At 75.2% G+C, this 11524-nt stretch carries 10 protein-coding genes; 3 read left to right on the plus strand and 7 right to left on the minus strand.

Annotated elements, in window-relative coordinates; all coding sequences use genetic code 11:
• Positions 1-57: 57 nt before the first annotated feature.
• The 3 genes from ACFWIC_RS01680 to tdh form a co-directional block, all read right to left on the minus strand.
• Positions 58-663: a hypothetical protein gene (locus ACFWIC_RS01680; RefSeq protein ID WP_380514875.1), complete on the minus strand. Its 606-nt coding sequence runs from the start codon at positions 661-663 to the stop codon at positions 58-60.
• 314 nt (positions 664-977) lie between these two features.
• A complete protein-coding gene (locus ACFWIC_RS01685; protein WP_355401129.1) occupies positions 978-2171 on the minus strand; it encodes a glycine C-acetyltransferase in 1194 nt (397 codons plus the stop codon).
• A gap of 80 nt (positions 2172-2251) precedes the next feature.
• Positions 2252-3280, minus strand: coding sequence for an L-threonine 3-dehydrogenase (gene tdh, locus ACFWIC_RS01690; RefSeq protein ID WP_329952907.1), 1029 nt, complete (start codon positions 3278-3280; stop codon positions 2252-2254).
• A 565-nt stretch (positions 3281-3845) separates the two neighbouring features.
• Between tdh and ACFWIC_RS01695 the strand changes: the two genes are divergently transcribed.
• Positions 3846-5282, plus strand: coding sequence for a serine hydrolase domain-containing protein (locus ACFWIC_RS01695; protein WP_380514879.1), 1437 nt, complete (start codon positions 3846-3848; stop codon positions 5280-5282).
• A gap of 91 nt (positions 5283-5373) precedes the next feature.
• Here ACFWIC_RS01695 and ACFWIC_RS01700 read toward each other — a convergent pair whose 3' ends face one another.
• Complete coding sequence (locus ACFWIC_RS01700) at positions 5374-6435, minus strand: ATP-dependent DNA ligase (protein ID WP_380514882.1); 1062 nt, start codon at positions 6433-6435, stop codon at positions 5374-5376.
• A 135-nt stretch (positions 6436-6570) separates the two neighbouring features.
• Here ACFWIC_RS01700 and ligD point away from each other — a divergent pair, with 135 nt between their 5' ends.
• Both ligD and ACFWIC_RS01710 read left to right on the plus strand, forming a co-directional pair.
• Positions 6571-7587, plus strand: coding sequence for a non-homologous end-joining DNA ligase (gene ligD, locus ACFWIC_RS01705; protein ID WP_329884150.1), 1017 nt, complete (start codon positions 6571-6573; stop codon positions 7585-7587).
• 316 nt (positions 7588-7903) lie between these two features.
• Positions 7904-8767, plus strand: coding sequence for an aminoglycoside phosphotransferase family protein (locus tag ACFWIC_RS01710; RefSeq protein ID WP_380514885.1), 864 nt, complete (start codon positions 7904-7906; stop codon positions 8765-8767).
• 153 nt (positions 8768-8920) lie between these two features.
• On the opposite strand, the gene ACFWIC_RS01715 is transcribed toward ACFWIC_RS01710, so the two are convergent.
• The 3 genes from ACFWIC_RS01715 to ACFWIC_RS01725 form a co-directional block, all read right to left on the minus strand.
• Positions 8921-9457 carry a hypothetical protein gene (locus ACFWIC_RS01715; RefSeq protein WP_329884082.1) on the minus strand — a complete coding sequence of 179 codons (537 nt, stop codon included), beginning with the start codon at positions 9455-9457 and terminating at the stop codon, positions 8921-8923.
• Positions 9458-9542: 85 nt separating this feature from the next.
• The gene (locus tag ACFWIC_RS01720) at positions 9543-10217 is read right to left on the minus strand and encodes a hypothetical protein (protein WP_380514888.1); all 675 of its coding nucleotides are present in this window, start codon (positions 10215-10217) and stop codon (positions 9543-9545) included.
• 108 nt (positions 10218-10325) lie between these two features.
• Positions 10326-11522, minus strand: coding sequence for an 8-amino-7-oxononanoate synthase (locus tag ACFWIC_RS01725; protein WP_380514891.1), 1197 nt, complete (start codon positions 11520-11522; stop codon positions 10326-10328).
• Positions 11523-11524: the final 2 nt, after the last annotated feature.

Raw genomic sequence — 11524 nt, forward strand, 5'->3', positions numbered from 1 at the left:
TCACCCGGGACGGCCACGGCGTTCCCGACCGCCGCCCCCTGCGGCGTGACCGGGCGCTCAGGCGTGACCGGCGACGGCCTCTGCCAGCGGGGAGAAGAGCAGGGCCCAGTTGCCGGGCAGGTCCCTCAGCGCCGACGTGAGGACGCCGCGCACGACCGCCCACTCGTCGGGCCGGCCGCCCGCGCCGTCCTCCAGGACGGCCCGCAGACATGCGTCCAGCGCCTCGGCGACGTCGTCCTCGTCGAACCCCAGCCGTGCGCAGGCCCGCTGGACCTCCGGCGACGTGGACGCGTCGTCCCACTCGCCCGTCGCGCCCAGCAGACAGAGCAGGTGACTCCCCGGGTCGGGCAGGCCGGCGCGCAGACCCGCCGTGGTGAACTCCCGGTCCGTGTCCTCCGGCACCAGGGCCGACGTCTCGACCGCGTGGGCGACGAGCTCCGCCCAGAAGGCCTCGTCGTGCCGGCCGTCGGTCTGCCTCATGTGCTCGGCCGCGAAGGCCGCCATCGTGCCCGGGTCGTCGACCAGCGGCGAGACGACCAGGTCGCTCCGGTGGTCGAAGCCGAAGTAGTAGCGGTGGCCGTCCAGCGTGAGCGACTCGACGCCGGCCACGTGGCCGACCCGGTCGGGCAGCGGGTCCACGCGCTCGGCACGTTCCTGTTCCATGGGCAGGACCGTAGCGGTGGCCTCGGACAACACCGGCGGACGGTCCCGCCCCGGTGGCCTGCCGGCGTGGGGGGCGGCCCCCCCGCCGCGGGGGCGGGGCGCCCCGGGCGCCCCCCCCCCCCCACTCCCGTGCGGGAGGGTGGGGCAGGTGGTCTTCGGGTGCCGCGTGGCGGGGCGGGCCGGTCCGGGCCCCGCCGCGCGGCGGCTTTCGGAGCCCGTGGCACGTCCGGTTCCGAGCGGACGTGCCACGGGCGGTCAGCGGGGAGCCGGCCCGGACGGGGGCCGGCTCCGCGGGGTCCTCCCCCGCTGCCGGGCTACTTCCCCAGCGCGGCGCGCGCGTCGACGAAGGCGGCGACGGCGCGCTCGACGTCCTCGGTGGAGTGCGCGGCCGAGAGCTGCACCCGGATCCGGGCCTGGCCGTGCGGCACGACCGGGTACGAGAACCCGATCACGTACACGCCGCGCTCCAGCAGCAGCTCGGCGAGCCGGCCTGCCTCGGCCGCGTCGCCGATCATCACCGGGGCGATCGGGTGGTCGCCGGGCAGGATCTCGAAGCCGGCCTCGGTCATCTTCGACCGGAACAGCGCGGTGTTGGCCACCAGCCGCTCCCGCAGGTCGGTGGACTGCTCGACCAGGTCGAGCACCTTCAGCGAGGCGGCGGCGATGACCGGCGCGAGCGAGTTGGAGAACAGGTACGGCCGCGAGCGCTGGCGCAGCAGGGCGACGATCTCGCGGCGTGCGGCCACGTAACCGCCCGACGCTCCGCCGAGCGCCTTGCCGAGGGTGCCGGTGATGATGTCGACGCGGTCCATCACGCCGTGCAGCTCGGGGGTGCCGCGCCCGCCCGGGCCGACGAAGCCGACCGCGTGCGAGTCGTCGACCATGACCATCGCGTCGTAGCGGTCGGCCAGGTCGCAGATCTCCCGCAGCGGGGCGACGTAGCCGTCCATCGAGAACACGCCGTCGGTGACGATGAGGCGGCGGCGCGCGCCCTGGGCCTCCTTGAGCTGCTGCTCCAGGTCGGCCAGGTCACGGTTGGCGTAGCGGTGGCGGCGCGCCTTGCAGAGGCGGATGCCGTCGATGATGCTCGCGTGGTTGAGGGCGTCCGAGATGACCGCGTCGCGCTCGTCGAGCAGGGTCTCGAAGACGCCGCCGTTGGCGTCGAAGCAGGAGGAGTAGAGGATGGTGTCCTCCTGGCCGAGGAACGCGGAGAGGCGCTCCTCCAACTCCTTGTGGACGTCCTGGGTGCCGCAGATGAAGCGGACGGACGCCATGCCGTAGCCCCAGCGGTCGAGCGCGTCCTTGGCGGCGGCGATCACGTCCGGGTGGTCGGCGAGACCGAGGTAGTTGTTGGCGCAGAAGTTGAGCACCTCGCCGGGAGTGCCGCCGCCGGTGACGGTGACGGCGGCGCTCTGCGGGCTGCCGATCACCCGCTCCGGCTTGAAGAGGCCCGCCTCGCGGATCTCGTCGAGGGTGGCGGCCAGGTCGTCACGCACGTTGTCGATCACAGCAGACTCCTACACGAGTGAGCGAGGGCGAAGGGGGTCGCGGACGGTCTCGTCCGTTCCCGGGCGGGCTCGTCCGGTGGTCAGACGGTCCAGTCGAGGATGATCTTGCCGCAGCGGCCGCCGGCCGCCTCGTCGAACGCGGCCTCGAAGTCGGCGGCGGGGTACCGGCCGGTGATCACGGGGCTGAGGTCCAGCCCGCCCTCCAGCAGGACGGACATCGCGTACCAGGTCTCGAACATCTCGCGGCCGTAGATGCCCTTGATGGTGATCATCGAGGTCACGACGGAGGCCCAGTCGACCGGGAACTCCTCGGCGGGCAGGCCGAGCACGGCGATCTTCCCGCCGTGCGTCATGTTGGCGATCATCGACTGGAGCGCCTCGGGGCGGCCGGACATCTCCAGGCCGACGTCGAAGCCCTCGCGCAGGCCGAGCTTCTGCTGGCCCTCCTCGATGGTGTGCTCGGCGACGTTGAGCGCCAGCGAGACACCGACCTTGCGGGCGAGGTCGAGCCGGTAGGGCGAGACGTCGGTGATCATCACGTTGCGGGCGCCGGCGTGCTTGGCGACGGCGGCGGCCATGATGCCGATCGGACCGGCTCCGGTGATCAGCACGTCCTCGCCGACCAGCGGGAACGAGAGCGCGGTGTGGACGGCGTTGCCGAACGGGTCGAAGATCGCGGCGACGTCGAGGTCGACCGGCACCCGGTGCACCCAGACGTTGGAGGCGGGCAGCGCCACGTACTCGGCGAAGGCGCCGTCGCGGCCGACGCCCAGGCCCACGGTGTTGCGGCAGAGGTGGCGGCGGCCGGCCAGGCAGTTGCGGCACTTGCCGCAGACCAGGTGGCCCTCGCCGCTGACCAGGTCACCGACGGCGATGTCCGCGACGGCCGAGCCGATCTCGGCGACCTCGCCAACGAACTCGTGGCCGAGCACCAGCGGGGTCCTGATGGTCTGCTGCGCCCAGCCGTCCCACTTGCGGATGTGCAGGTCGGTACCGCAGATGCCGGTGCGCAGCACCTTGATGAGCACCTCACCGGGGCCGATCACCGGGGTGGGGACGTCCACCAGCCAGAGTCCGGGCTCGGCCTTCTGCTTGACGAGTGCCTTCACGGCGGTGGCTCCTGACGCACGGTGGGTGGCGGCCCGGTGTGGGCAGGCCGACGGGGCCCGGCGGGGAGTGGCGGTTCCTTGCAGGCTTCCAGGAGGTCCTGGTGTCCGCATTCCGGGCAGGCAGCAATCTGCCTGGTGAGAGGGGGTGCGGTCCATCGAGGAATTCTTAAGGGCCGCCACAGCTGGGCTAAACGATCGTGCCCGAGCTGGGGTCGGGGGCCCTCGCGGCATGCCGGTGGCCACTCGTACGGCGGAGCGCACGGGGTGGTCCTGCGGGGTCGCGGGGTGTCCCGCCGGGGTCGCGTCGGCCGGCGGTGGCGGTGGCCGGCGGCGTGGGTGCGCGCGGGCCGGGGCCGCGGGGAGGGCGGCGGCCGGCGGGATGGGGAGACGGCGCCCGTCCGCGAGCGGGACTGGGGCGTGCGGCTGAGCCTTGGGTCCGTTCGGGCCAGCGGGACGACCGCCGGCGCGCGGGCCCGCGGCGGCGCGCATACGGTGGCGATCGCTCCCCCCAGGGGCCCGTGGAGCGCTGCTCCGGGTCCGTCCGGCCCAGAGAGGCGCCTCGAAGATGACGACGAATTCCGCGGCGAATCCCCGCCCCCCGCGCCCCGCCCCCCAGCGGCGGCGCACCCGGTCGGCCCCGGCGGTGCTGGCGCTGGCCGGGCTGCTGGGCGCGGCCGGCTGCTCGGGCGGGGCGGCGTCCGATCCGCCCGCCGCGGGGGCGGTGACCGCCGTCCCGGCGGCGCTGAGCCCGTCGGCGACGGCCTCCTCCTCCGGGCCGTCGGCGTCGGCGAGCTCCGGCGGGGCGGTGGTGCCGATCACCTCGGACGTCACGGCGCGGCTGGACACGGCCGTGCAGCGGGTGCTGCGGGAGGCCTCGATCCCCGGTGTGATCGTCAGCGTGTCGTCCCCGGGCGGCAACTACCTCAAGGCCTTCGGCGTCTCCGACAAGGTCGCGGGCACGCCGATGGTGACCGGTCTCAACATGCGGATCGGCAGCGAGACGAAGACCTTCACGGTCACCGGACTGCTCAAGCTGGTCGACCAGGGCAAGGCGGGCCTGGACGACCCGATCGGCACGTACGTGTCGGACGTGCCCAACGGCGACACGATCACGCTGCGCCAGCTCGCGGCCATGCAGAGCGGCCTCTTCTCGTACACCCAGGACGAGGAGTTCGTGCAGACCCTGGAGGCCGACCCGGACCGGGTGTTCACGCCCCAGCAGCTGCTCTCCTACGCGTTCAAGCATCCGGTGAACTTCGCGCCCGGCGCCAAGTTCGAGTACTCCAACACCAATACGGTGCTGCTGGGCCTGGTGATCGAGAAGCTCGGCGGGCAGCCGCTCGGGACGTTCCTGAAGCAGCAGGTGTTCGAACCGGCGGGCCTGGGCCGGACGGTGTTCCCGGTCGGCAGCGAGTTCCCGCAGCCGCACGCCCGCGGCTACACCAACCAGACGCCGAACGGGGCGATCGCGGACGCCACCGACTGGGACCCGTCCTGGGCCTGGGCCGCGGGGGCGATCATCTCGGACCAGGCGGACCTCCAGAAGTGGGCCAAGGTGGTGGCCACCGGAACGCTGCTGACCCCGCAGACGCAGGCGCAGCGGCTGAAGCCGCAGCCCTCGACGGTGCCCGACACCTGGTACGGGCTCGGGATCTTCTACGACCACGGGTGGATCGGGCACAACGGCTCACTGCCGGGCTACCAGAGCGTGGTGGTCTACCTGCCGTCGGCGCAGACCTCGCTGGTGGTACTGCTGAACACCGACGTGTCGTTCCAGGGTCAGGAGCCGTCGACGCTGTTCGCGCAGGCCGTCACCGAGATCATCTCGCCCGCGAACGTCTACACGCTCCCGGCGGCGCCGGCCGGCTCGGGGTCCCCGTCCGCCACGTCGTCGGCGTCGTCGGCGTCCCCCTCCAAGTCCCCCTCGCCCTCGTCGGGGTCCCCGTCGTCGAAGTCGCCCTCGCCGTCCCCGAAGTCGCCCTCGTCGAACGCGAACGCCTGACCGGCGGGTCCTCCGTGCGCGGCGCCGACGGCCCGCACGGCCCCGCCCGAAGCCTGGGAATCCGGCTTCGGGCGGGGCCGTCGAGGTCCGGTCAGATGCCCAGGACCTGCGCGAGGTCGTAGGAGACCGGTTCCTCCAGCTGCTCGTAGGTACAGCTCCCGGGGGTGCGGTCGGGGCGCCAGCGGCGGAACTGGGCGGTGTGCCGGAAGCGGGTGCCCTCCATGTGGTCGTAGCGGACCTCGGCGACGCGCTCCGGGCGCAGCGGCACCCAGGAGAGGTCCTTGCCGCCGGTCCACCGGCTCTGCGCGCCGGGCAGCCGGGCGTCCGCGTGGGCGGCCTCGTCGGCCCAGGCGCCCCAGGGGTGGGCGCCGGTGTCGGCCATCCGCAACGGGGCCAGCTCCTCGACGAGTTCGCGGCGGCGGGCCATCGGGAAGGCCGCACAGACGCCGACGTGCTGGAGGCGGCCGTCGGCGTCGTGCAGACCGAGCAGGAGGGAACCGACGATCGGGCCGCTCTTGTGTTCGCGGTAGCCGGCGACGACGCAGTCCGCGGTTCGCTCGTGCTTGATCTTGTACATGGCGCGCTCGCCCGGCCGGTAGGGCTGGTCGAGGGGCTTGGCGACGACGCCGTCCAGACCGGCGCCCTCGTACCGGGCGAACCAGGTGTCGGCGAGGTCGCGGTCCGTGGAGGCGGGGGCCGTGAAGACGGGGTCGGCGGCGTCGGCGAGGGCCGCCTCCAGGGCGGTGCGGCGCGCGGCGAGGGGCTCGTCGATCAGCGACCGGTCACCGAGGGCGAGCAGGTCGAAGGCGACGAAGGAGGCGGGGGTGCGTTCGGCGAGCAGGGCGACGCGGCTGGCGGCGGGGTGGATGCGTTCGAGGAGCTCCTCGAACCGGAGCCGGCCCTCGCGGGCGATGACCACCTCGCCGTCCAGCACGCAGCGCGGGGGTGTCTCACGGCGCAGCGCCTCGACGAGCTCGGGGAAGTAGCGGGTGAGCGGCTTGCCGGTGCGGCTGCCGAGCTCGATCTCGTCGCCGTCGCGGAAGACAACGGTGCGGAAGCCGTCCCACTTGGCCTCGTACTGCATTCCGGGCGGGATCTTCGCGACCGACTTGGCGAGCATCGGCGCGACCGGCGGCATGACGGGCAGGTCCATGGTCCCGATCCTCGCGCCGAAGGCCCGCCGCCGCGCGGCGGCGGGCCCTGGACGGCGGGGCGGGGCACGCGCCGGGGCCGCCTCGGGGCGCGCCGCGGGCGGGGCGCGCTTAGCGTGAGAGGCATGGGCTCTGCCGTGGAACTGGATGTCGCCGGGCGCAGTGTCCGGCTCTCGAACCCCGACAAGGTGTACTTCCCGGAGCGTGGCTTTACCAAGCTGGACGTCGCCGAGTACTACCTGGCGGTCGCGGACGGGGCGCTGCGCGGGCTGCGGGACCGGCCGACCACGCTCCAGCGGTTCCCGGACGGGGTCGAGGGCGAGTTCTTCTACCAGAAGCGGGCGCCGAAGGGCCTGCCGGACTGGCTGCCGACCGCCCGGATCGCCTTCCCGAGCGGGCGGTCGGCCGACGAGATCTGCCCGACCGAGCCGGCCGCCGTCCTCTGGGCGGCCAATCTGGGCTGTCTGACCTTCCACCCGTGGCCGGTGCGGCGCGGGGACACCGAACACGTCGACGAGCTGCGGATCGACCTGGACCCGCAACCGGGGACGGACTTCCGGGACGCGGCGCGGGTGGCGCACGAACTGCGGGCGGTGCTGGAGGAGCACGGGTTGCGCGGCTGGCCGAAGACCTCGGGCGGGCGCGGGCTTCACGTGTACGTGCCGCTGGTGCCGGAGTGGACGTTCACGGACGGGCGGCACGCGGTGATCGCGCTGGGCCGGGAGCTGGAACGGCGGCTTCCCGGCCGGGTGACGACGGCCTGGTGGAAGGAGGAGCGCGGCGAGCGGATCTTCGTCGACTACAACCAGATGGCGCGGGACCGCACCATCGCCTCCGCCTACTCGCTGCGCGCCCGGCCGCGGGCTACGGCGTCGACACCGCTGCGCTGGGACGAGGTGGACGACGCGCTGCCGGAGGACTTCGACCTGCGGACGGTGCCCGCCCGGTTCGCCGAACTCGGCGACCTGCAGGCGGAGATGGACGAGGAGGCGTTCCGGCTGGAGAGCCTGCTGGAGCTGTACGAGCGGCAGGTGACGGACGAGGGGCTGGGTGAACTGCCGTATCCACCGGACCACCCGAAGGCGGCCGGGGAGCCGACCCGGGTCCAGCCGAGCCGGGCCCGGAAGAAGGCCGACGAGGAGCACCCGGCGTGATCGCGTAGGCTGTCGCGCCACGAAGATCACCCGGCCTCCGGCGGCTGCGCCCGCGGGTGCGGGCCGGGGTGCGGACGGGGCGGAAGGGCGTGGACGGGGTGGGCATGGACGGGGTGGGTGTGCGGGGGCTGCGGCGGATCCTGGCGGACGCGGCGGGCGGGCTGCGCCCGCCGTCGGACGGAACGGTCCCGGTGGCCGACCGGGCACACCCCCGCGTGGTCACGGCCCGTGTCCAGGCGCTCCCGGCGTTCCCGGCGCTCCGGGCCGCCGGCCGACGGCCCGTCGGCGCCGAGGTACTGCCGGTCCCGGGGCGCCCGTGAGCGCGCTCGCGGTGCTCCCGGAGGAGGTGCGGGCCCGGCTGCTCGTCCGGTTCGGACCCGGCGCGGAGGCGTGGTGCGAGGAGCTTCCGGCGCTGGTCGCCGCCCTCGCGGAACGCTGGGGCCTGACGGTGCTGGCGGCCGGCGGGGGCGGCACGGCACGGGTCTTCCGGTGCGGGCGGGCGGCGGACGGCGCCGTCGTCCGGCTCAAGCTGACGCCGGACCCCGAGGTGGCGGCGCAGGAGGCGACGGCGCTGCGGGCCTGGTCGGGCTCGCCGTGGGTGGTGCGGCTGCTGGAGTACGACGCCCCGACGGGGGCGTTGCTGCTCGCGGACGTCGCGCCCGGCACGACGCTGCGCGAGCACGGGTGGCGCCCGGCCGAGGTGGCCGGGCTGCTGGCCGGCCTGCGGTCGGCGCCGGTGGACGGGGTGGCGCTGCCGTCGCTGGCCGAACGGGTGGACTTCCTCGTCGGGCTGACGGAGCGGCGCGCTCCCGGGGTGGTCCCGGCCGGGGCCTGGGAGCCCCTGCGGGAGCTGGCGGCGACCGGCCCCCGGGGCCTGGTGCACGGGGACCTGCACCCCTCCAACGTGCTGCTCGGCCCGGCCGGGCCGGTCGCGATCGACCCTCGTCCCTGCCTGGGCGACCCCGACTTCGACCTGGTCGACTGGGCGCTGGACGGGGTCACCGACGCCGCCGCGCTGTCCTCGCGGATCGGCGAGCTGACCGCACGGATCCCGGGCACCGACCCCGGGCGGGTACTGGCCTGGTGCCGCGCGGCCGCCGTGCTGACCGCGGCCCCCCGGACGGCCGCCGACCGGCGGGACGCCGGGACGGCGTTCCTGCGGGAGCTGGGCGGGCTCTGACGGCACGGGCAACCGGCACCGGGCAACCGGGCAACCGGGCAACCGGCACGGCGGCCGATCCGGTGACCCTCGTGGTGGCGCTCGGCGGGGGACACGGCGGCACGTCCGGCTCCGCACCTCGAAGCCCGGCCCGGACCCGCCCGGCGCCCTCCGCTACCGGCCGACGAGCGCGCCGACGAAGGCCGCGAACGCCCCGACCAGCAGGACGGCCGCGGCGATCCCCAGGCCGACCCGGAGCCGCTGCGAGCGGTCCAGCGGACGCAGCAGCTGATGGACCGCGACGAACCCGGCCACCGGGAGGGCCGCCAGGGCGAGCAGCAGGATGCTCAGCCAGAACAGCACGCCGGCGGCGCCCACGAGCCGGCACTCGCCGTCGCCCGTGCAGGAGACCTCGACGCGTTCACCGGTGGCGATCTTCCAGTCGATCCACGCGTGCTCGTTCGCCTGCCCGCCGCCGTCGGGGAAGAACGTCCCCCGGCAGTCACCGGTCGTGCCCTGGGCGGGCCGGGCGGGATCGGTGCGCAGGCACCGGTCGGCGACCAGCTCGCCGCGCGTCCCGGCGACCGCGGTGGCGTAGGCCAGTCCCTCCCCCGCCGTCACCGCGCCCCAGCCGCCGAGTCCGAGCAGGGCCAGCACCGCCACGACCGGCACCAGCGCTCTGCCCGGCCCGCGTCGGATGTCCGGATCCATTCCCGCCCCCTGCCGTTCGGTCCGGCGAGCCGTTCTCACCGCCCCTCGGCTGGGACGCGGGAACGGCGCGGCCGGTTCGGCCGTGTCAGGCGCTTCCTCTACCGGTCAGCAGGCAGCAGAGGCAGGACAGCCCGAGCATCACGCCGACGCCGACGGAGGCCGGCGTGAAGAGGCGGTCGGCGAGCGGTTCGGCGACGGCCCAGACGATCAGGAAGGCACCTGCGGGCACCGCCGCCAGCCCGCCCAGCAGCACGAAGAGCCACCACGCCGTGGCCCTGAAGCCGGACTCGTGGCACTCCCCCGCTCCGCACCGCACCTGGACGGGGCCCGCGCTGTCCGTCGGGTTCTCGTTCAGGGCGTAGCGGTAGGTGGATTCACCGTCGGCCGGGTCGAACCGCCCGTCGCAGCCGCCCGGCGGGAGGTGCTCCCTCTGGTACTCGGAGAGTTCGGCCTCGGGCAGGCAGACGCCGCGCATGTACCAGCCCCGCTCACCGGTGGCGCCGACCGAGTAGCCGAGGTGCGGGACGGTGGCCGAGGCGGCCAGCCAGGCGAGCCAGAAGAGCCCCATGGCCACCGCGACCAGGGCGAGCCTTCCGAGGAAGCGGCGCGCCCGGTGCCGCGGCCCCTCGGGCCCGGCCGGCACGGCATCCCGGACCTCGGCGCTCTTCGGCTCCGCCTCGCGCGGCTCCGCACCGCGGGCACCGGTGCCGCCCGGCCCGGTGCCGTCCTCGTCGTGGACCGCCTCACCGTTCGTGGTCATCCGCCCCGCCCGTCCCGCGCCCGTCCGTACCCGCCCGTGCCGTGCCGTGCCGTGCCGTGCCGTGCCGTGCCGTGGGTCAGGACGCCGGTCGGGTGGCGGCGGTTGCGGTCAGCCGGCGAGCGCGGCGCCCTCCGGGGCGCACGAGGCGATGATCCCGACCGCTTCGGCGATCTGAGCGTCCGTCAGGTCGCCGCGGGCGGTCAGCCGCAGCCGGGAGATCCCGTCGGGGACGGAGGGCGGGCGGAAGCAGCCGACGGCGAGGCCGGCGCGGCGGCAGTCGGCGGCCCAGGCGACGGCGGCCTCGGGGCCGGGCGCGCGGACGGACACCACGGCGGCGTCCGGGCGGGAGGCGTGCAGCCCGGCGGCCGCGAGCCGGGCGGCGAGCGTGCGGGCGACCTCGCGGGCACGGTCGGCGCGGTGCGGTTCCGCGCGCAGCAGCCGCAGCGCGCCGAGGGCGGCGCCGACGGCGGCGGGGGCGAGGCCGGTGTCGAAGATGAAGGTGCGGGCCGTCTCGGTGAGGTGGCGGATCACCCGGCGGGGGCCGAGGACGGCGCCGCCCTGGGAGCCGAGCGACTTGGAGAGGGTGACGGTGGCGACCACGTCCGGGGCTCCCGCGAGATCGGCGGCGGCGAGGGCGCCGGCACCGCCGGGCCCGAGGACGCCGAGCCCGTGGGCGTCGTCGACCAGCAGCGCAGCGCCGGACGACCGTGCCGCGAGGGCGAGTTCGGGCAGCCGGGCGGCGTTGCCGTCGACCGAGAAGACGGAGTCGGTGACGACCAGGGCCCGCCGCCGGGTGCGTTCGGCGAGGACGGCGGCGACGGCGGCGGGGTCGCTGTGCGGGGCGCGGTGGACGTCGGCCCGGGCGAGCCGGCAGCCGTCGATCAGCGAGGCGTGGTTGTACGCGTCGGAGACGATGAGGGTGTCCGGGTCGGTGAGCGCGGTGAGCGCGGCCAGATTGGCGGTGTACCCGGAGGAGAACACGAGGGCGGCCTCGACACCGCAGAAGTCGGCCAGCTCGCCCTCCAGTTCGGTGTGCAGGGCGGTGGTGCCGGTGACCAGGCGGGAGCCGGTGGCACCGCCGCCCCAGCGCAGCGCGGCGTCGGCGGCGGCCCGGGTGACGGCGGGGTGCCGGGTGAGTCCGAGGTAGTCGTTGCCGGCGAGGTCGAGCACCGGGTCCTCGGCGGGCCGGCTGCGCAGCGTCCGGGTGAGCCCGGCCCGGGCGCGCTGCTCGGCCGTCTCGTCGAGCCAGTCGAAGACGGCGGCGGGGGCGACGACGGGCGCCTCGGGCGCAGAGGGGTGGACCATGG

Source organism: Kitasatospora sp. NPDC127035, assembly GCF_042726075.1.
In the GTDB taxonomy this organism is placed as follows: domain Bacteria; phylum Actinomycetota; class Actinomycetes; order Streptomycetales; family Streptomycetaceae; genus Kitasatospora.

Excerpts from the sequence above, each read along its gene's own strand:
- ACFWIC_RS01680 (WP_380514875.1), bottom strand. The coding sequence starts at position 663 with ATGGAACAGGAACGTGCCGAGCGCGTGGACCCGCTGCCCGACCGGGTC.
- ACFWIC_RS01725 (WP_380514891.1), bottom strand. The coding sequence starts at position 11,522 with ATGGTCCACCCCTCTGCGCCCGAGGCGCCCGTCGTCGCCCCCGCCGCC.
- ACFWIC_RS01695 (WP_380514879.1), top strand. The coding sequence starts at position 3,846 with ATGACGACGAATTCCGCGGCGAATCCCCGCCCCCCGCGCCCCGCCCCC.
- ACFWIC_RS01700 (WP_380514882.1), bottom strand. The coding sequence starts at position 6,435 with ATGGACCTGCCCGTCATGCCGCCGGTCGCGCCGATGCTCGCCAAGTCG.
- ACFWIC_RS01720 (WP_380514888.1), bottom strand. The coding sequence starts at position 10,217 with ATGACCACGAACGGTGAGGCGGTCCACGACGAGGACGGCACCGGGCCG.
- ACFWIC_RS01715 (WP_329884082.1), bottom strand. The coding sequence starts at position 9,457 with ATGGATCCGGACATCCGACGCGGGCCGGGCAGAGCGCTGGTGCCGGTC.